Genomic DNA, 18,920 nt, shown 5'->3' with positions numbered 1-18,920 from the left:
GGCGCGGCGCGCTCACACCTCGAACGCCAGCCACGCATGCGCGATGCTCGCATGCGCAGATGACGTGACGCCGAACAGCGCGGCGAGCCCCGCGACCCAGCATGCGAGCGTCGCGGGACGCATGCCGTCGTTTGCCAGCGGGCCGACCAGGCTGGCGATCGCGTGCGAACGCCACAGCAGCAGCACGAACAGCGCACAGCCGACGGCCATCGCGATGCCGAACATGTGCGCCGCGACCACCGGACGCCGCGTGAACGGCATGCGGTGATGCCGCTGGTTCGTCGCGACGATCGCGACCCCGTTTGCCACGGGCACGATCGCCATCGCGAGCCCCCAGAACAGTGGCTGGTCGCTCGCCGGATTGATCAGCAGCAGCGTGCCGATCATCCAGATTGGCGGCGCGAGCAAGGTGAGGACGGACCACGACAGCAGTTGCCACGCGAGCCACGGCGCGCGCCAGCGCAGCGGCGGAATCAGCGCGGCATGCGCGGCATGAGCGGCGGGCGCAAGCGGCCGGCCCGGCGTTCCGGCGGCGCCGGACAATCGCCCGGCGAGCCACCGTACGAGCATCGTGGCGAATGACATGGAGGGTCCTGTCGTTGACGTGTTCTGGTCTCAATAGCTAGGACGAAGCGGGCAGCCGCAAGCCGCAGGATTTCGCGCGTGCCGGCGGTTTGCCGCGCTGCACCTCGCGATTGCGCGGCGCCGCGTAAACGGTCTCGACGATCGCTTGCCGTGTTTCGCGAGCGTTTCGTGAATATCTTCAGCGGAATGTCACAAAAACTTCCCGGTTGAAACCGGAGGATTGTCGGGCTGCTCGCCGGCACGTCGCGCTTTTTGCGCGTCGGCCGGCCAGACGGCGACACGTTTGCCGGCCGTCCGCGCGCAACGGCGGACCGCCGGGCGCCGCACGCCGGCCAGGCGACGACACGTACACGAAACGGGGGCCACGCAAGGTCATGCGCCGCCTCTCGCCAGTCTTGCGCGAGGGGCGGCTGCGCGCGCATTGCAGGCCGCTTGCGTCGATCGTTTGCCCGTGCCGGCGGATCGATCGACGTCACGCAAAAAAAACATTGCGGCAATGCGCGCTTCGTTCCGTCTAGGTAGGTGGGAGCTGCGACTTGGTGTGCCGCAAGCGGCACCGATGCGCCGTGCCGGCGCGCGGGAGCACGCGGATACGCGCATTTTTTCTCATCAGGCGGCATGAAGCCAACAGGTGCATGACAGTGGAACAGTTCGAGGAAACCAGGCCCACCGGCGATAGCGGCGCGCCAACGGACGACGCATCGGCACGGCAGGCGGAAGCGCTGTCGCCGGTCATCAACCTGCGCGACACGGGGCGCTTCCTGCAGGTGCTCGAGGCGCTCAAGTGCTCGCTGGCCGTGAGCCGCCGTCCGTCGGGCGTCGCCGTGATCGGCGTCGACGACGGCGTTCCCACGCTGTCCGCGTGCCTGTTGCCGCGCTCGATGGGGATGGCCGTGTCGGGCAACCGGCTCGCGGTCGCGACGATGCACGAGCTGATGGTGTTCGCGAACGTGTCGACGCTCGCGCCGCGCTATCCGGCTCGCCCGGATCACTACGACGCGATGTTCGTGCCGCGCATGTCCTACTACACCGGCGATCTCGACCTGCACGACATGGCGTTCGACAAGCACGTCCTGCTCGCGGTCAACACGCGCTATTCGTGCATCAGCGTGATCGACGGCTATTTCAACTTCACGCCGATCTGGCAGCCGCCGTTCGTGACGGAGACCGCGCCGGACGATCGCTGCCACCTGAACGGCATGGCGTTTGCCGACGGCAAGGTGCGCTTCGTGACCGTGCTCGGCATGAGCAACGAGCCGTTCGGCTGGCGGAGCGGGATGGCCGGCAGCGGCATCGTGATGGAGGTGCCGTCCGGCCGGGTCGTTGCATCGGGGCTGTCGATGCCGCATTCGCCGCGCGTGATCGGCGGGCGGCTGCATGTGCTCGAAGGCGGCCGCGGCCACGTGCTGCAGATCGATCCGCAGTCCGGTACGCGGCGCGTGCTCGCGAAGCTGCCGGGCTTTACGCACGGTCTTGCCGAGTACGGCGGCGTGCTGTTCGTCGGGCTGTCGAAGCTGCGCGACAAACGCGGCCCGCAGGGGTTGCCGATCGAAAGCGAATCGGATGTGCTGGTCGCGGGGGTGGCCGCGCTCGACGCGAACACCGGTGACGTGCTCGGCATCCTTCAGTTCTTCAACGGCGTCGACGAGATCTTCGACGTGCAGGTGCTCCCGAACGTGCGGCGTGCCGACATCCTGAGCCCGCATCAATGGGCCGAGACACCGTCGATCGTGACGATGCAGGGCGGCTTCTGGCAGACGCGTCCGCGCGAGGACGACGAACCCGCGAATACGGGGGAGAGGGCGTGATGAAGATCGATCGTTGCGGGTTTCCGGGCGTCGTTTCGTCCTTATCGATAGACGGGGCTCGCGCAGGGTGGGGAGCCTCGTCGCAGCGGGCCGGCGGGGTGCTGTGGCTCACCGGGCTGTCGGGCGCGGGCAAGACGACGCTGGCCGACGCGGTGGCCGCGCGACTGGACGACCGATGCATGCATCCGGTCGTGCTCGATGGCGACCGGTTGCGGACGGGGCTGAATCGGGATCTCGGTTTTACGGTGCAGGATCGTTTCGAGAACGTGCGGCGCATTGCCGAAATCGCGGCACTGTTGAGCGAATCCGGCGCGCTTGCGATCGTCGCGGTCATTTCGCCGCTCGCGGCGATGCGCGACGAAGCGAGAGCGATCGTGGGGCCGACATTCCGTGAAGTGTATGTGAGCACGGCGCTGGCCTGCTGCGAGGCGCGGGATCCGAAGGGGCTGTACGCGAAGGCGCGGTGTGGTGCGTTGCCGGAATTCACGGGTGTGTCGGCGCCGTACGAACCGCCGGTGGCAGCCGACCTCGAGATCGATACGGGTCGTGCTTCGCTTGCGACGTGCGTCGATACGCTGATGCAGTTTGCATGTGCGCAGTTCGGTGGTGCGGCCGATGCGGGGGCGACGCGGATGCATCACGGCTAAGGCCGGTTCGGTGAGTGGAAATGGCATTGCGCAGATCATGCTAAGGATGACGAATAAATCGTCATCAAAGTGAAACAGGCATTTGATAGCGGGGCGAACGGCTGGCGCGGTGCGCTTTGCTTCGATCCGGAACAACAAAGGGGAATGGCGCATGCCGCCGAGAGTAGACCGCAAGTCACGCGAACGATGGCGGCTGAACTGCCGATGCCTGGCGGGTGTCGTGCTGGCCGGTGGGCTGGGTTTCGCGCCGGGGATTCATGCGCAGGAAGCCGCGCCCGCCGCGAAAGCGGCGCCGGCCGCCCCGCAGTCGTTCGACGTGAATGCCTTCGTGGTGCGCGGCAACACGACGTTGCCGACGCTCGAGATCGAAAGGGCCGTATATCCGTTCGAAGGGCCGGGCCGCACGCTCGCCGACGTGAACGCGGCGCGTGACGCATTGCAGAAGGCGTACCAGGATCGCGGCTACCAGTCGGTCGTCGTCGAGCTGCCGCAGCAGCAGGTGAAGAACGGCGTGATCCTGCTGCAGGTGACGGAAGCGAAGGTCGGGCGCTTGCGTGTCGACGGCGCGAAATACAACTCGCCGCAGAACATCCGCGATGCGGTGCCCGCGCTGGGCGAGGGCCAGGTGCCCGATTTCAACCAGGCGCAGCAGCAGCTCACCGACCTGAACCGCTCGGCGGACCGGCAGGTGATTCCGATCCTCAAGCCGGGTGCGTTGCCGCAGACGGTCGACGTCGACCTGAAGGTCGACGACCACAGCCCGCTGCACGGCTCGCTCGAACTGAACAACGACAACAGCCCCGGCACGTCGACGCTGCGCACGACCGCGAACCTCAGCTACTCGAATCTGTGGCAGCTCGGCCACGTGATCTCCGGCACCTACGTGCTCGCGCCGCAGCATCCGAACGATGCGCGCGTCTACGCGTTCTCGTATCTCGCGCCGATCAGGGATTCGCGCTGGAGCTTCCTCGCGACGGTCGTGCATTCGGACAGCAACGTCGCGTCGGTCGCGAACACCAACGTGCTTGGCAAGGGCACCACGTACGGCTTCACCGCGATCTATGCGCTGCCGGCAACGGAAACCTACGCGCATTCGGTCAGCGTCGAGATCGACCGCAAGCACTTCGACGAAAACGTGTCGATACCGGGCCAGACGGGCTCGACCGCGCCGCTGACGTACGTGCCGGTGACGCTGTCGTACAACGGCCAGCTGAGCCTGAAGAATTCGCAGACGTCGTTCTCCGCATCGGTGACGACGAACCTCCGCGGCCTGGGTAGCGACTGGGGCGCATGGGACAACAAGCGCTACAACGCGACGCCCGATTTCGTGTACGGCAAGTTCGACGTCAACCACACGCAGCGCTTCGCGAACGACATGCAGGCCAACGCGCACGTGAACGCGCAGATCTCGAACTCGCCGCTCGTGTCGAGCGAGCAGTTCGCCGCGGGCGGGATGAACAGCGTACGCGGCTACATGCAGGCCGAGGACACGGCCGACAGTGGCGTGATCGCATCGGTCGAACTGCGCAGCCCGTCGCTCGCGAAGTGGCTCGGCGGCGCGGTCGGCAGCCGCGTGAACGAATGGCGATTCCACGCGTTCTTCGATGCGGCACACCTGTGGCTTCTGAGCCCGCTGCCGGAGCAGACGTCGCGCTTCAACCTGATGAGCGTCGGCGTCGGCACACGGGTGCAGATCATGAAGTACGCGAGCGCGGATTTCGAGGCCGGGTGGCCGTTGAAGGCGGGCGTCTATACGCGGCAGTACAGCCCGCGGTTCGATTTCTACGTAAGGCTGGGGTTCTGACGGATTTTTTTTGATCGTGCCAGGGCGATGCGACGAGCGCGGTGCCCGCACATTCGGGGAGTGGATCGTGAAGCGAGTCTTGATTTTCCTGTTGGCGGTGATGCTCGGCGTGCTGCCCGGCATCGCGAACGCATGGTGGCAGAACGACTGGTCGTACCGGAAGGCGATCACGATCGACGCGAGCGCGAAAGGCGCGAATCTCGCGGAGTCGGCCGGCCGCGTGCCGCTGCTGATCCGCCTGCACTCGGGCAACTTCCAGTTCGACGGGCTGGCCGACAACGGCGCGGACATCCGCTTCGTCGCCGCCGACGACAAGACGCCGCTGAACTACCACGTCGAGCAATACGATCCGGTGCTCGGCGTCGCGCTGATCTGGGTCGACATTCCGAAGATGCCGGCTGGCGCCGCGGAGTCGATCTGGATGTACTACGGCAACAAGAAGGCGCCGGACGGCAGCAAGCCGGCCGAGACGTTCGATGCCGACTACACGCTCGTCTACCACTTCAACGGCGCGGCGGGTGCGCCGCCGAAGGACCTGACCGCCTACGGCAACCACGCGCAGAACGCGTCGTTCAGGACGGTCGAGGATGGCATCGTCGGCAAGGGCGCACGGTTCGACGGCAGCGGGTCGCTGACGCTGCCGGCGAGTGCGTCGCTGAACGTACCGGCCGGCGGCAGCTTCACGTTCAGCGCGTGGGTGAAGCCGTCGGCGCTCGCGCCGAACACGCTGCTGTACAGCCGTCGCGACGGCGCGAACGCGCTGCTGATCGGCATGGACAACGGCGTGCCGTTCGCGGAAGTCGCGGGTGGCGCGGCACCGGTGCGCACGCCGGCCGCGTCGCCGGTCGCCGCGAACCAGTGGACATATCTCGCGGTCACGGCCGATGGCAAGAGCCTCACCGTCTACGTGAACGGCAAGCAGGCCGCCCAGGTCGCGGCGACGCTGCCCGCGCTGAATGCCGCAGCGACGATCGGTGCGGACGCAACGGGTGCGCCGGCCGGGTTCGCCGCGTATTCGGGCGCGCTCGACGAACTGCGCCTGTCGAAGATCGCGCGCTCACCGGCGGCAATCGCAGTCGACGCGCTCGCGCAAGGCTCGGAATCGAAGCTCGTCGCGTACGGAGCCGACGAGAAGCAGTCGGGTTTCGGCTTCGGTTACTTCGGCGTGATCGTGCAGTCGGTGACCGTCGACGCGTGGGTCGTGATCACGATCCTGCTCGGCATGGCGCTCGTGTCGTGGGTCGTGATGTGGACGAAGGCGCGCTACGTCGGCACCGTCGACAAGGCGAACCAGTATTTCGTGCAGCGCTTCCGCGAAGTGGCCGGGCGTCACCTGGTCGGTCTCGCGCACGTCGACGAAGCAAGCGCCGACGGCCGCCGCCTGTACCAGTCGTCGCTGTACCGGCTGTACAAGGCCGGCGTGCATGAAATCCACAGCCGCGTGGATGACAACGGCCGCACGGTGATCACCTCGGAATCGATCGAGGCGATCCGCGCGTCGATGGACGCGACGCTCGTGCGCGAGAACCAGCGGCTGTCGAAGTCGATGGTGCTGCTGACGATCGCGATCTCGGGCGGCCCGTTCCTCGGGCTGCTGGGCACGGTGGTGGGCGTGATGATCACGTTCGCGGCGATCGCGGCGGCCGGCGACGTGAACGTGAACGCGATCGCACCGGGTATCGCGGCCGCGCTGCTCGCCACCGTCACGGGCCTGTTCGTCGCGATCCCCGCGCTGTTTGGCTACAACTACCTGCTGATCCGCAACAAGAACGTGACCGCGAACATGCAGGTGTTCGTCGACGAATTCGTCACGCGCCTCGCCGAAGCCCACCGCGCGCCCGATCACGCGGTGCTGGCCGACTGACGCACGCAGGAGACCACCATGCAGGTTCAGGACGACGACAAGCCGTACGACGACATCAACATCACGCCGATGCTCGACCTCGCGTACGTGCTGCTGATCATCTTCATCATCATGACGACCGCGTCGGTGCAGGGCATCAAGGTCGATTTGCCGAAGGCGAGCTCGTCCGCGAGCCTCGCGAAACCGAAGACGAAGGCGATCACGGTGGCCGATTCGGGGCAGGTGTTCCTCGACGCGTACCCGGTGACGATGGACGAGCTCGAGAGCCGGCTGCGCACCGAGAAGGCGACGAATCCGGAATTTCCGATCGTGCTGAAGGGCGACGCGGGCGTGCAGTACCAGAAGGTGATGGACGTGCTGGACCTGCTGCGCCGCCTCGATCTGTCGCAGGTCGGTCTCGTGACCGGCAAGGCGAAGCAGGGCGGCTGACGCGATGGAAATGACCTACAACGGCGGCCCGCCGGACAAGGGCCCCGGCCGCTACGTGAAGCCCGTCGCGATCGCGCTGGTGCTCGCGGGCGTAGCCGCGCTGATCTGGCGTTTCGCGGGCGACACCGCGGGCGTGAAGCGCGTGAGCGCGCCGCAGGTGACGACGGTGATTCCGTTGCCGCCGCCCCCGCCGCCGCCGAAACAGAAGCCGCCGCCCGAGAAGGTGAAGGAAGAGGTCAAGACGCCGGTCGACCGGCCGACGATCGCGCCGAAGCCGTCGGAGGCGCCGAAGCCGTCGGACAACCAGCCGAAGCAGATGACGATGAATGCCGATGCGCAGGCGGGCACCGACAACTTCGGCATCGGCGCGGGCGACGGCTCGGGCATGCTGGGCAGCGGCGGGGGCGGCAAGTTCGGCAACGCGAGTTATGCGCAATACATGGTGTACGTGCTGCAGCGCGCGATCGAGCAGGACAAGGGCGTGCAGGAGGCCGGCGGCGCGCGGTTCGCGGGCAGCCTGAACCTGTGGATGGATACGTCGGGACGGATCACGAAGGTGACGATCGCGCAGTCCACCGGCGACGCGAAGATCGATGCGGCCGTCGTCGCGGCGGTCGAGGCGCTCGGCCGGGTCGACGAGGTGCCGCCGCCGGCGACCTCGTATCCGGTGCTCGTCAAGCTTCAGGGGCGCAAGCCGGCATGACGATGCGTGCGCGAAACGACGAAAGAATCATGGGGCGGCGCCGTTGTACGGATGCTGCCGGAAAAGAAACGAAAATTGTTCGGAGTACTTCGATGATTGGGAAGATGAACGGACGGGGTGGGGTCCTCCGCAACGGCGCGCTGCCCGCGCGCCTGTCGCGCGTCGGCGCGGCGGTGCTGACGCTCGGGCTGACCTGCGCGTCCGCTGCGCACGGGCAGTCGCTCGAGGCGCAGGCGGCGTCGGGGAAAGCCGCGCCGACCGAGAGCGTGGTGATCAACCTGATCAACCTGCTCGTAAAGCGCGGCGTGCTCACGCAGCAGAACGCGAACGAGCTGATCAGCGAGGCCCGCACCGAGGCCGTGCAGGCGCGGTCGGCCCGCGCATCGGGCGCGCCGGTCGTGGCGGGCGGCGTGGTCAACCCGCCGACGCAGCCGGGCGACGTCGCGGTGCCGTACGTGCCGCAACTCGTGCGCGACCAGATCCGCGACCAGGTGAAGCAGGAAGTGATCGCGCAGGCGAAGGCCGAGAACTGGGCGCAGCCGAACACGTTCCCCGACTGGGTGTCGCGCATCAAGCTCGACGGCGACCTGCGCGTGCGTGACGAGTATCACTTCTACGGCGGCAACAACACGAACGGCGTGACGAATTTCGCGGCGATCAACCAGGGCGGCGGGTTCGACGTCAACCCGAACACCAACAACACGCAGATCCCCACGCAGAACACGCGGGAGAACCGCAACAACCTGCTGCGCTACCGCGCGCGGCTCGGCGTGACGGCGACACTGTCGGACGAAATGATCGCCGGCATCCAGCTCGCGAGCGGCAACGACAACGGGCCCGTGTCGACCACGGCCACCGCGGGCGGCGGTTTCGCGAAGAAGAACATCTGGCTGAACAAGGCGTTCTTCGCGTACCGGCCGACGCCGTGGCTGAACCTGACGGCCGGCCGTTTCGACAATCCGTTCTTCAAGTCGGACCTGGTGTTCTCCGACGACCTGATGATGGACGGGCTCGCCGCGAACCTGCGCCACGCGCTGCCGTGGAATCCTGATGTCACGCTGTTCGGCACGCTCGGCGTGTTCCCGATCCAGTACACGAGCGAGAACTTCCCGTCGAACAGCACCGAGAAGGCCGGCAGCGACACGAAGTGGATGTTCGGCGCACAGTTCGGCGCGGACTGGAAGATCGACGCGAAGAACCGGCTGCGCGGCGCGGTCGCGTACTACGACTTCCAGAACATGCGCGGCACGCTGTCGTCGCCGTGCGCGCTGTATGCGGGCGCGACGAGCTGCAGCACCGACAACGAGGCGCCGGCATTCATGCAGGGCGGCAACACGCTGATCGCGCTGCGCAACATCGTGCAGAACCCGAACCTCGCGCCGGGCATGACGCCGCAGCCGCAGCTGTTCGGCCTGGCCTACAACTACCGGCTGCTCGACCTGAAGGCGCAGTGGGACACGGTGGTGGCCGATCGCTTCAAGCTGCGTCTCGACGGTGAATTCGTGCGCAACCTCGCGTACAACGACAACAAGGCGTTCGCAGCATCGTCGCTGCCGGTCAACAACTACGATTCGACGTCGGTGAACGCGACGCGCGCCGACTACCGCAGCGGCCCGAACGGCTTCCTCGCGAAGGCGACGTTCGGCGAGCCGGAACCGCGCGAGAAGGGCCAGTGGAACTTCTCGATCGCGTACAAGTACCTGCAGCCGGACGCCGTGCTCGATGCGTTCAACGATCCCGACTTCCATCTCGGCGGCACCAACGCGCGCGGCTATGTGTTCGGCGCCGCGTATGCGGTCGCACGCGATACGTGGGTGTCGGCCCGTTACCTGAGCTCGAAGGAAGTGTACGGGCCGCCGGTATCGATCGACGTGCTGCAGATCGAGCTCAATGCTCGCTTCTGACCGGAGCCGCGGATGAACACGATCACTCGCACGATGTTTGCGGCCGGCGTGGCCGGCGCGCTGCTGCTCGTGGCTGGCGGCGCGCATGCGCAGAGCATCGAGGACAAGCTGCGCAGCCAGTTGCGCTCGACCGTGCAGGAGCTGCGCCAGTTGCAGGACAACCAGGCGCAGTTGCAAAGCGACAAGGCGGCGGCCGAGAAGCAGCGCGACGACGCGCTCGCGCAACTGAAGGCGATGCAGGGGCAGCTGGCGGCCGCGCGCGGCGACTCGGGCGCCGAGGCGGCCGCGAAGCGTGCGCTCGCGCAGGAGCGCGCCGGCCGCGAGCAGGGCGCGAAGTCGCTGGCGAAATACAAGTCGTCCTATGAGGACTTGCTCGCCGTATCGCGTGCCCGCGATGCGCAGCAAACGCAACTGCAGAAGGATGCCGCCGCGCGTGACACGCAACTGAAAACCTGCCAGGCACACAATGCCGAGCTGTATCGCGTCGGGCACGAGATTCTCGACGCGTACGAGCATGTCGGGCTCGGCACGCTGTTCTCGTCGCGTCAGCCGTTCGCGCAGTCGGCGCGCGTGAAGTACGACGACATCGCGCAACGCTACGGCGATGCGCTGTATGCGGGCAAGTACGACCCGGCCGCGCGGCCGGTTGCGGCAACGCCGGCGCCGGCATCGGCGTCGGCTGCCGCGGCGAATGCGCAGTGAGCGCGCGACCCGCGGCCGGGAATGAACCGATCGATTCGTTGAATACGGGGAAGACAGACATGCAAGACAAGCAACCGAACGCCGGCGACGCACGCGCGGCACACGACGCGCCGATCGAAGCGATCAGCGCCGACCACCTCGCCGACGTGCTGCGCCGCGCGGGCTATCGCGTGACGGCGGCCGAGCAGAACGGCGCGGTGCAACTGATGAGCGCAAGCCAGGGCGTCGGCTTCGCGGTGCGCTTCGGCAACCCGGCCGCCGCGCTCGCGCCGCAGGGCGCCGATGCACAGCTCGCCGCGCTGCTGTACATCGACTACACGCTGTCGTGCGTGCTGCAGGTGCAGGGCGAATTGCCGGCCGAGCTCGTCGCGGATTGGAACCGGACCAAGCGCTTCGCGCGTCTTGCGAGCCACGGACAGTTTCTGGCGCTGGAGATGGACGTGGTCGTCGCGGGCGGCGTGTCCGAGCGCTACCTGCGCTCGACGATCGAGCTGTGGGATCGCCTGATCCAGGAATTCCTGCTGCACCTGCGCAACCGTCCCGCGATGGCCGAGCAGGAAGCGGCGGCACGCACGGCGGCCGGTGATCAGGCAGGCGCATCGTCGGTCGGTGCGACCACGATCGCGGTCGAGGCCACCGCAAAGTGAGGATCGGCGCCGCACTGCGGGCGCTGCTGCCGGGCCGCGCGCGGCGCGAGGCGGACGCGATAGCCGCGGGCGACGCACCTGTCGCGTGGGCCGCGTATGCCCAGCGCATCGCGCTGTGGCTGCAGGCGACGCTCGACGACGGCGACGCAGCGGTGTGCCGCCTGCGCACCGGCATCGAGCACTGGGCCGGCGAACGTGCCGATGCCGGCGACGACGGTCCCGTGCTGCCGGTGCGCGCGTGGCTCGACCGGTACGGGCGCGTGACGCGCGTCGACAGCGGTGCGGCCGCACCACCGACGCTCGACGCCGCGCTGCACGCCGCACTCGTCGGCCGGGCGGTCGGTGTGGCGCCGCCACGCGGGATGGCGCAGCCGCTCGTCCTGCGCATGACGCTGACGGACGCGCGCTGATGCGGCGTCCGCATTTCAAGAGCAATCGAGAGGGCAGTCGAACGATGATGACGAAGATGAAGGTGCTGGCGATCGTGGCAGGCAGTCTCGCGCTGGGCGCGCCGTTCGCCGTGCACGCACAGGACGACGTGATCGCGAACGCCGCTCAGGCGTCGGTTACGCAGGACGATATCGCGGGGCTGCTGAAGGCGGTGAGCCCGGAAGGACGCGAACGTCTCGCAGCCGATCCCGCGGCGCTCGACCAGGTCGTGCGTTCGACGCTCGCGCAGAAAGCCGTGCTGGCCGAGGCGAAAGCGAAGGGCTGGGACAAGCAGGCGCAGGTGCAGGCTGCCGTCGAACAGGCGCGGCGCGAAATCGTCGTGCGCAGCTATCTGGCGTCGGTGAATGCACCGCCGGCCGACTATCCGTCGGACGCGGAGCTGCAGTCCGCGTATGACAAGAACCGCGTGGCGTTCACCGCGCCGCGCGCGCTGCACGTCGCGCAGATCTATATCGCGGTGCCGCCGAACGCGGATGCCGCGACGCTCGACAAGGCGCGCAAGCAGGCGGCCGATCTCGCGAGCCGCGCGCGCAGTGGCGATTTCGCGGCGCTTGCAAAAGCGAACTCGCAGGACAAGGCGAGTGCCGCGAACGGTGGCGATCTCGGTTTCGTGCCCGATCAATTGATGGTGCCGGCGGTCCGTCAGGCGGCCGACGCGCTGAAGCCGGGCCAGGTCTCCGCGCCGATCCAGACGCCGGCCGGCTTTCACGTCGTGAAGCTGATCGACGTCCGCGCGGCCGCGCCGCGTCCGCTGGCCGACGTGAAGGAGCAGCTGCGCGCGATGCTGCGTGCGCAGCGCACCCAGCAGAATGCGCAGGCGTATCTCGCGAAGCTCGCCGCGAACGCACCGATCAACGAAGACGCGCTGAAGAAAGCGCTCGCCTCCGCCCGGTAGGCGCGCGCATGGCAACCCTCCGTCCGACGCCGCGCGTCGGCGCGCCCGATGCACGCACGCCGGGGCGACGCCGCCCCGCTGCGGCCGCCGACCGCCCGCGCATGCCGAAAGCGAACCCGTGGCCGGGCCGTCCCGGCGAGTGGCCCACGCATTGCCCGCTATGCTTCGGCGCGCTGGAACCGTTGCCCGGCGCGGGCGGCTATGCGCGGCACCGGAGCGCACGCTGCTCCGCGCAGTGTGTGCTCACGACGCGCCAGTATCAGCCGGAGGAACTGACGATTCGCGGCTCGCGCGACGTGCAGGTCGCCGCCGGGCATCGCGAGCGCTTCGTGGCGCACTGGGTGCGCCATTACACGCTGATGCGGCGCGCGTGGCCCGCGCTCACGATCGCCCGTTTCATCGCGGTGATTGCCTGTGCCGACGTCGCGGATCTCTGGTCGTACCGGATGTTGCGCGACGACGATCTGGCGGCCGTGCTGCTCGTGCTGGCCGGCTTCCTGCGCGTGCCGGACGCGTTGGGCACCGAGGCGCCGGGTACGGACACGCGCGCGCCGACGGCGCGCTGGGTGCGGTTCTGGTTCGACGCGAGCGTGCGCGACGTCGGCGATCTGTGGACGGCGGGCGGCAGCGCGCCGCCGCTGTTTCGCGTCGACTACCGCGAACCGATCGTCACGCCGTATCCGACCGGCGCGCAGGTGCAGGCGTGGCAGCCGGTCGACGGCATGCGCGACGCGTGGGCTCAGCGGGTCGATGCGCAGGAACCGGCCATCGACGAGTCTGACCGCGCGGCGTTCGCGCGTTTCCTGGCGCGCACGTCGGCGCCGGGGACGCACCTGTGACGGCAGCCGTGTGGATGCAATGGAGTCCTTTCCGAAGGAGGCGCGCATGAAGATGCGACGAAGCGGCATCGCGACGATCGTCTGCCTGCTGCTGGCAACCGGTGCGCACGCGCAGGGCGGCCGCGCGGCGGCGAGTGCGGCCGCGCCTGCGCCGGCCAGCCCGGGTTCGGCCACGAAGCCGGTGTGCGTCGATGCGGAAGTCGACGGCAAGCGTGCGCTGTCGTACGACTGTCTCAGCCAGCAACTGAAGCCGAAGGCCGACCCGCAGGCGGGTGCCTCGCAAACGGATTCGGAGCGGCTGTCGAAGCAGCCGTCGAACCGTCTCGGCACGTTCAACCTGTCGACCGAGCGGAACCGTTTCGGCTCGAACTGGGGCCGGTCGACGACGCCGCAGCGGCCCGATGTGCCGGTCGCGGTGCCGCCGAAGTAATGCACGCAGCCGAGCGTGGGGAGCAGGTATCGATGAGCCGGCTGCGTTCCGGCGCGAACCGACGAGGAACAGCGAGATGAAAGCGGGCGGGCACACGAACCTGGCTGTGGCGCTGCGAGCGATGGCCGGCGGGCTAGCGTTGGCCTGCGCGTGCTTAAGCGTATGCGGTTGTTCAACGGCTACGGCTGCCGAGCGGCCCGCGCAAGCGGGTGCCGCATCACCGACGCCAACGGCCACCCCAACGCCGACCGTCGTGTTGCCGAACTTCGCCGCACTGGTCCGGCGCGTCGGCCCGGCCGTCGTCAACATCAGCGTCACGCGCGAAGTGACACAGATGGGCATCCAGTTGCCGCCCGGCATCGCGCCCGATCATCCGCTCGCGCCGTTTCTTGCGCGGCGCGTGATCGGCAACCGCGAGGAAGTGAGCCTCGGTTCCGGCTTCATCGTCAGCGAGGACGGCGTGATCCTGACCAACCGGCACGTGGTCGGCGATGCGGTCGCGATCGACGTGAAGCTGACCGACAAGCGGCAGTTCAAGGGACGCGTGATCGGCAGCGATCCCGTCTCCGACGTGGCGGTGATCCGCATCGACGCGCACAACCTGCCGGTCGTCGCGACCGGCGACCCGGCGCGCACCGAAGTGGGCGACTGGGTGATGGCGATCGGTTCGCCGTACGGGTTCGCGAACACGGTCACGCAGGGCATCGTCAGCGCGAAATCGCGTTCGTTGCCCGGCGAGCGCGCGATTCCGTTCATCCAGACCGACGTGCCGATCAATCCCGGCAATTCGGGCGGCCCGCTATTCGACCTGAGTGGCCGCGTGATCGCGATCAACTCGATGATCTTCTCGAAGACGGGCGGCTATCAGGGGCTCGCGTTCGCGATCCCGATCGACATCGCGCTCGACGTGAAGGACCAGTTGCTGCGAACCGGCAAGGTCACGCGCGGCCGGCTCGGCGTGGCCCTCCAGGAAGTGAGCCAGGCGCTTGCGCGTTCGTTCGGCCTCGCCAGCCCGGACGGCGCGCTGATCACGATGGTCGAGCCGGATGGCCCGGCCGCGCACGCGGGCCTGCAGCCGGGCGACGTCGTGCTCGCGGTCGACGGCAAGCCGGTCGCCGAATCGGCAGACCTGCTCGGCACCGTCGCGGGCATGCGAGCCGGCCGGCAAGCCGACCTGCTCGTGTGGCGCGCGGGACGGGCGATGCACGTGAGCGCGACGATTGGCGCGTTCGACAGCGGCACGGCGTCGGCAAGCGGCGAGCAAGGGCCCGCGCGGTTCGGGCTCGCGCTGCGCGCGGCGACGGAGCAGGAGCGCCAGCGGCTCGGCGTCAGCCAGGCGCTCGTCGTCGAGCAGGCGAGCGGCCAGGCCGCACGCGCGGGGTTGCAGCCCGGCGATGTCGTGCTGTCGGTCAACGGCACGCCGGTCGCGAACATCGGTGCGCTGATGACCGAGATCGACGCCGCGCACGGCAACGTCGCGCTGCTCGTCCAGCGCGGCGGCACGCGTCTGTATGTGCCGATCGAGATCGGTTGAGGGGCGAAGGGCGAACGGGCGACGCAACGCAGCACGACCGCGCATCGTCGAAACGGGAGGTGGAATGAAGCGAATGCAGCAGTGGGGCGTATCCGTAGGGGGGCGGGCGATCGTCGTCGCATGGGCGCTCGCCGTGGGCGTCGTGCCGGCGGCCGTTGCGCAGACGGCCGACGTGCCGCAAACGTGGATCCGCTACGGACAGCTCGCAGGGCAGCAGTTCCAGACGTGGCTCGAAGCCGACGGCGACGCGGCCGATCGTCTGCACCGCTATCTCGAAGCGCGCGTGCTGAACGCGACCGCCGATGCGCCGCCGCCCGCGATCGTCGTGCGCGCGTGGATCGGCGCGAACGGTGCGGTCACGCGCGTCGAATTCGCGTCACTTGGCGACACCGACGCGGACGCGACGCTGCGGCAACTGCTCACGGCCGGCCCGCTGGCGGAGCCGCCGCCGCCCGACATGCTGCAGCCGTTGCGCGTGCGCCTGCGGCTCGCGCCGAATCCCGATGCGGCCGCCGCCGCCGCGCCGGCTTCGGCGGCGCGCATGCCGTGAGGTCCGAGCGCGTGCGCGGACGTGGTTCGATATCGTAATAACATATGACGTTATTGCGTTGGCGGGACGATGACGTCCTGCTTCTTCACCAGGAGCCACCCATGCAACTCTCCCAGCTAGGCGGGCATATCGCCCAGTCCGGTTTCGCCGAACGGCAGAAGCACGCCCAGGCGCTGATGTTCGGCATGGCCGACATCAACGAGTATGTTTCCGGCGGCGTCTGCTACGACGCCGCGGCTTATGTCCGGTACCTGCTGCGCGGCGATGCGATGATCGCGCCCGGCGCGCTGCTCGACACGATCGGCCAGCACTGGCGAACCCGTTTCAACTTCGAGACCGGCGGTGAATGGGACGGGCGCGCGAGCATTCCGGCGGGAACCGCGGTCGGCTTCTCGCGCGGCGGCACGGTCTTTCATGCCGCGATCGCCGTCGGCGGCAGCCGGATCCGGGCGATCAACGGCGGCCGCCTGGGCAGCGGATGGATGTATGCGGTCGACCTTGCGCGCGTGCTCGAGCCGGATGCGGCCGGTGGCTTCACGTACGATCGCGCGAACATCCGGGTTCACCTGTCGCGCCTGTAGGCGGTCCGGCCCGGCCTTGCGTGCCACGCCGGCCGCTATGCGTCGGCCGCGCGCCGCGCACGCGGCTGCCTTCCCGCGATGTCCGCGATGCCGGCATGGCGTGGCGCTGTCCATCGCTGCTATCCTCTCGACCGTGATTGATTCTCCACGGCGTCGCGATCCGCATGCTGCGGTGCGGCGATGCACGCGGGTGTGAACCCCGTGCGCGCTGAGGTAGCATGACTGAATATCCACGACGATCCGTGACCTGTTACGTGACTGATTTCCTACCGTCCATGTCCACATGGTCAAGACAACGATGAGCGACGCACCTGAAACCACGGCGCCCGGCGACGACGAACCGTCCGGCGGCGCGTCGTCCTATCTGGTGCCGGGGCTCGAACGCGGGCTGCGGATCCTCGCCGAATTTTCCGCGCGCGAGCCGGTGCTCGGCGCGCCCGAGTTGTCGAAGCGCATCGGCATTCCGCGCACGACCACGTTCCGCCTGCTGCAGACGCTCGAAGCGCTCGGCTTCCTCGAGCGCGTGAACGGCGACCGCTATTTCCGGCTCGGCGTCGGCGTGCTGCGGCTCGGCTTCGAATACCTGAATTCGCTCGAACTGACCGATCTCGGCGCGCCCGTGCTCGAACGGCTGCGCGACGCGACCGGCCTGTCGACGCATCTGCTGATCCGCGACCAGCGCGACGTCGTGTTCGTCGCGAAGGCGCAGAGCAACACGTCGATGTTCGGTTCGGTGAAGGTGCACGTGGGCACGCGCCTGCCCGCGCATGCGACCGTGCATGGCCACGTGCTGATGGGCGACCTGACGCGCGACGCACTGCGCCAGCTGTATCCGGAAAAGCGGCTCGAGCAGTTCACCGAGCGCACGCCGGGCACCGTCGACGAACTTTACGAACGCGTGCGCCATTACGCGCGGCTCGGCTACGCGATGAGCGAGGCGGCGTTCGAGAGCGGCATTTCGGCCGTGACCGCACCCGTACGCGATCATTCGGGCTCGATCGTCGCGGCGATCACCGCGACCGTGCCGCGCTCGGAGATCGGCGAGGCCCGCGAGAAGGAACGGCTCGTCGAAGCCGTGTGCGGCGCGGCGGTCGACCTGTCACAGCGGCTGAACTATCGTCCGCTCGAAAGCGATCCGACATTCGCGCATGCGCGCCACAAGGTCGCGATGTTCTGAGTGTTCCGATGCGCGGCCGGCGGCCGCGCAAATGCCATGCGCGAAAGAAAGAGAGCGGCCCGCGGGCCGCTCTTGTCGTTTCAGGCGACGCACGCCCGACGTCGTTCAGAACGAATGGTGGATCCCGGTGAGCACGATTACCTGGTTCGCGGTGCTCGACACACCTGCCGTGAAGAACGCGGCTTTTGCACCGCCCGAGCCGTGCTCGTACAACACGTTCGCATAAAGCTGCGTGCGCTTCGACAGCGCATAGATGTCGCCGAGCTCGACCTGCGTCCAGCGGCGGCCGGCCAGCGTCGTGGTCGCCGCGCCGCCCGCGATCGTGTTGAACGCGCTGCTGCGGTAGTTCACCCCCGCGTCGTAGCTCTGGAACGTGTCCGAAAAGCCGTTCGACTGCATCTTCGTGCGCGTGTACAGGCCGTGAACGAGGAAGTCGCCGAACTGGTAGGACGCGCCCGCGCCGATGTTCTCGACCTTGCTCGCGGTATAGCCGTTCGCGGTGTTCTGCCCCTGGAACGACGTGATGCCGGTCGTGCTGATCAGGATCGAGCGGTCATGTTCATTCGAGTACACGGCCGACGCCTTGAACGGCCCGTTCGCATAGTTCAGCGCGACGCCGACCGACTTGCCGGTCGAGAAGTTCGTCGTGTTGCCGAGCGCCATCGTCGCCGCGGCCGAGAATCCCGCGAAGGTCGGTGACCGGTACTTGACCGAATTGTTGTACGGCACGTTGCCGGTCGCGGCGAGCCCGTCGATGTTGCCGGGGTGGAACGCGTACCAGCTCATCGCGAGGTAGGCCGTGCTGAGCGGATCGAGATAGTCGAACGACAGCGGCGTCTGGCGGCCGAGCGTCAGCGTGCCGTAGCGTTCCGAGCCGAGGCCGACGAAGGCCGCGCGGTTCCAGATCGTGTTCGCGGTCGCGAACTGGCCATTGTTCGTATAGAAGCCGTTTTCGAGCTGGAAGATCGCCGACAGGCCGTCGCCGAGGTCTTCCTTGCCCTTCAGGCCCCACCGGTCGGGCTGCGTATTGCCCTGGATCATCGCCCACTTCGCATGGCCGCCGACGTTGTTCACGTAGGCGACACCCGCATCCATGCTGCCGTACAGCACCACGCTGCTCTGCGCCCACGCGCCCGACGCGGCGCCCAATCCGATCACTGCTGCTGCTACCGCATGCTTGACCATTTGATCTCCTGAATCTCCAACCTGATGAAAACGTGCCGTGGCGGCACGCGCGGGAACGGCCGGCCGTCGCGCGCGTTCGCCATCGAGCGGGCATTCGTATGTTCCATATAAGGAACGATGTGCCTCTGATGGAATGGAGTATAGAGGCGTCCCGAAGCGTATCAAAAATAATTTTTTCGGGACGGA

The 18,920-nt window shown here is 68.0% G+C and carries 19 protein-coding genes; 17 read left to right on the top strand and 2 right to left on the bottom strand.

All coding sequences use genetic code 11. The features are described 5' to 3' along the window. Positions 1–12 precede the first annotated feature (12 nt). Complete coding sequence (locus F3J15_RS04680) at positions 13–585, bottom strand: hypothetical protein (protein WP_166888299.1); 573 nt, start codon at positions 583–585, stop codon at positions 13–15. Between the two features lie 635 nt (positions 586–1,220). Here F3J15_RS04680 and F3J15_RS04675 point away from each other — a divergent pair. From F3J15_RS04675 to F3J15_RS04595, 17 genes are all read left to right on the top strand, one after another. Then, positions 1,221–2,393: a TIGR03032 family protein gene (locus F3J15_RS04675; protein WP_166888296.1), complete on the top strand. Its 1,173-nt coding sequence runs from the start codon at positions 1,221–1,223 to the stop codon at positions 2,391–2,393. Continuing rightward, entirely contained in the window at positions 2,393–3,040 is a 648-nt protein-coding gene (gene cysC, locus F3J15_RS04670) for an adenylyl-sulfate kinase (protein ID WP_205190683.1), read from the top strand. Before F3J15_RS04675 ends, cysC begins: the two co-directional genes overlap by 1 nt. 151 nt (positions 3,041–3,191) lie before the next feature. After that, positions 3,192–4,844, top strand: a complete 1,653-nt coding sequence (locus F3J15_RS04665) for a ShlB/FhaC/HecB family hemolysin secretion/activation protein (protein WP_240159115.1) — start codon at positions 3,192–3,194, stop codon at positions 4,842–4,844. 67 nt (positions 4,845–4,911) lie between these two features. Then, positions 4,912–6,708, top strand: coding sequence for a MotA/TolQ/ExbB proton channel family protein (locus F3J15_RS04660; RefSeq protein ID WP_166888283.1), 1,797 nt, complete (start codon positions 4,912–4,914; stop codon positions 6,706–6,708). Between the two features lie 18 nt (positions 6,709–6,726). Continuing rightward, positions 6,727–7,137 (top strand): biopolymer transporter ExbD, encoded by a 411-nt coding sequence (locus F3J15_RS04655; RefSeq protein ID WP_043177386.1) that lies wholly within the window; start codon positions 6,727–6,729, stop codon positions 7,135–7,137. 4 nt (positions 7,138–7,141) lie between these two features. Continuing rightward, complete coding sequence (locus F3J15_RS04650) at positions 7,142–7,840, top strand: TonB family protein (RefSeq protein ID WP_089447969.1); 699 nt, start codon at positions 7,142–7,144, stop codon at positions 7,838–7,840. 92 nt (positions 7,841–7,932) lie between these two features. Next, a complete protein-coding gene (locus F3J15_RS04645) occupies positions 7,933–9,744 on the top strand; it encodes a putative porin (RefSeq protein WP_166888265.1) in 1,812 nt (603 codons plus the stop codon). A gap of 12 nt (positions 9,745–9,756) precedes the next feature. Next, entirely contained in the window at positions 9,757–10,446 is a 690-nt protein-coding gene (locus F3J15_RS04640; RefSeq protein ID WP_166888259.1) for a hypothetical protein, read from the top strand. A 59-nt stretch (positions 10,447–10,505) separates the two neighbouring features. Then, positions 10,506–11,093 (top strand): YbjN domain-containing protein, encoded by a 588-nt coding sequence (locus tag F3J15_RS04635; RefSeq protein ID WP_166888252.1) that lies wholly within the window; start codon positions 10,506–10,508, stop codon positions 11,091–11,093. After that, positions 11,090–11,503 carry a hypothetical protein gene (locus F3J15_RS04630; protein ID WP_166888249.1) on the top strand — a complete coding sequence of 138 codons (414 nt, stop codon included), beginning with the start codon at positions 11,090–11,092 and terminating at the stop codon, positions 11,501–11,503. The genes F3J15_RS04635 and F3J15_RS04630 overlap by 4 nt, the downstream gene beginning before the upstream one ends. 44 nt (positions 11,504–11,547) lie before the next feature. Next, entirely contained in the window at positions 11,548–12,438 is an 891-nt protein-coding gene (locus tag F3J15_RS04625) for a peptidylprolyl isomerase (RefSeq protein WP_166888246.1), read from the top strand. 8 nt (positions 12,439–12,446) lie between these two features. Next, complete coding sequence (locus F3J15_RS04620; protein WP_166888243.1) at positions 12,447–13,277, top strand: hypothetical protein; 831 nt, start codon at positions 12,447–12,449, stop codon at positions 13,275–13,277. A gap of 46 nt (positions 13,278–13,323) precedes the next feature. Beyond that, positions 13,324–13,707 (top strand): hypothetical protein, encoded by a 384-nt coding sequence (locus F3J15_RS04615; protein ID WP_166888240.1) that lies wholly within the window; start codon positions 13,324–13,326, stop codon positions 13,705–13,707. Between the two features lie 76 nt (positions 13,708–13,783). Next, on the top strand, positions 13,784–15,241 hold the full coding sequence (locus tag F3J15_RS04610) for a Do family serine endopeptidase (RefSeq protein WP_166888235.1): 1,458 nt from the start codon (positions 13,784–13,786) through the stop codon (positions 15,239–15,241). 64 nt (positions 15,242–15,305) lie between these two features. After that, a complete protein-coding gene (locus F3J15_RS04605) occupies positions 15,306–15,791 on the top strand; it encodes a YbaB/EbfC family DNA-binding protein (protein WP_166888232.1) in 486 nt (161 codons plus the stop codon). A gap of 101 nt (positions 15,792–15,892) precedes the next feature. Beyond that, a complete protein-coding gene (gene tecA / locus F3J15_RS04600; protein WP_166888229.1) occupies positions 15,893–16,372 on the top strand; it encodes a type 6 secretion system effector deamidase TecA in 480 nt (159 codons plus the stop codon). Between the two features lie 283 nt (positions 16,373–16,655). Beyond that, positions 16,656–17,549: an IclR family transcriptional regulator gene (locus F3J15_RS04595; protein WP_089447958.1), complete on the top strand. Its 894-nt coding sequence runs from the start codon at positions 16,656–16,658 to the stop codon at positions 17,547–17,549. 105 nt (positions 17,550–17,654) lie between these two features. On the opposite strand, the gene F3J15_RS04590 is transcribed toward F3J15_RS04595, so the two are convergent. After that, positions 17,655–18,734, bottom strand: coding sequence for a porin (locus tag F3J15_RS04590; RefSeq protein WP_089447957.1), 1,080 nt, complete (start codon positions 18,732–18,734; stop codon positions 17,655–17,657). Positions 18,735–18,920 lie beyond the last annotated feature (186 nt).

The organism is Burkholderia sp. Ap-955, from assembly GCF_011753045.1.
Lineage (GTDB): Bacteria > Pseudomonadota > Gammaproteobacteria > Burkholderiales > Burkholderiaceae > Burkholderia > Burkholderia lata_D.
The sequence above is the reverse complement of the archived record's forward strand: the minus strand, read 5'-3'. Positions and strand labels throughout refer to the sequence as shown.

Excerpts from the sequence above, each read along its gene's own strand:
- F3J15_RS04650 (WP_089447969.1), top strand. The coding sequence starts at position 7,142 with ATGGAAATGACCTACAACGGCGGCCCGCCGGACAAGGGCCCCGGCCGC.
- F3J15_RS04605 (WP_166888232.1), top strand. The coding sequence starts at position 15,306 with ATGAAGCGAATGCAGCAGTGGGGCGTATCCGTAGGGGGGCGGGCGATC.
- F3J15_RS04665 (WP_240159115.1), top strand. The coding sequence starts at position 3,192 with ATGCCGCCGAGAGTAGACCGCAAGTCACGCGAACGATGGCGGCTGAAC.
- F3J15_RS04645 (WP_166888265.1), top strand. The coding sequence starts at position 7,933 with ATGATTGGGAAGATGAACGGACGGGGTGGGGTCCTCCGCAACGGCGCG.
- F3J15_RS04640 (WP_166888259.1), top strand. The coding sequence starts at position 9,757 with ATGAACACGATCACTCGCACGATGTTTGCGGCCGGCGTGGCCGGCGCG.
- F3J15_RS04655 (WP_043177386.1), top strand. The coding sequence starts at position 6,727 with ATGCAGGTTCAGGACGACGACAAGCCGTACGACGACATCAACATCACG.
- F3J15_RS04610 (WP_166888235.1), top strand. The coding sequence starts at position 13,784 with ATGAAAGCGGGCGGGCACACGAACCTGGCTGTGGCGCTGCGAGCGATG.
- F3J15_RS04615 (WP_166888240.1), top strand. The coding sequence starts at position 13,324 with ATGAAGATGCGACGAAGCGGCATCGCGACGATCGTCTGCCTGCTGCTG.
- F3J15_RS04595 (WP_089447958.1), top strand. The coding sequence starts at position 16,656 with ATGGTCAAGACAACGATGAGCGACGCACCTGAAACCACGGCGCCCGGC.
- F3J15_RS04625 (WP_166888246.1), top strand. The coding sequence starts at position 11,548 with ATGATGACGAAGATGAAGGTGCTGGCGATCGTGGCAGGCAGTCTCGCG.
- cysC (WP_205190683.1), top strand. The coding sequence starts at position 2,393 with ATGAAGATCGATCGTTGCGGGTTTCCGGGCGTCGTTTCGTCCTTATCG.
- F3J15_RS04635 (WP_166888252.1), top strand. The coding sequence starts at position 10,506 with ATGCAAGACAAGCAACCGAACGCCGGCGACGCACGCGCGGCACACGAC.
- F3J15_RS04680 (WP_166888299.1), bottom strand. The coding sequence starts at position 585 with ATGTCATTCGCCACGATGCTCGTACGGTGGCTCGCCGGGCGATTGTCC.
- F3J15_RS04590 (WP_089447957.1), bottom strand. The coding sequence starts at position 18,734 with ATGGTCAAGCATGCGGTAGCAGCAGCAGTGATCGGATTGGGCGCCGCG.
- F3J15_RS04675 (WP_166888296.1), top strand. The coding sequence starts at position 1,221 with ATGACAGTGGAACAGTTCGAGGAAACCAGGCCCACCGGCGATAGCGGC.
- tecA (WP_166888229.1), top strand. The coding sequence starts at position 15,893 with ATGCAACTCTCCCAGCTAGGCGGGCATATCGCCCAGTCCGGTTTCGCC.
- F3J15_RS04620 (WP_166888243.1), top strand. The coding sequence starts at position 12,447 with ATGGCAACCCTCCGTCCGACGCCGCGCGTCGGCGCGCCCGATGCACGC.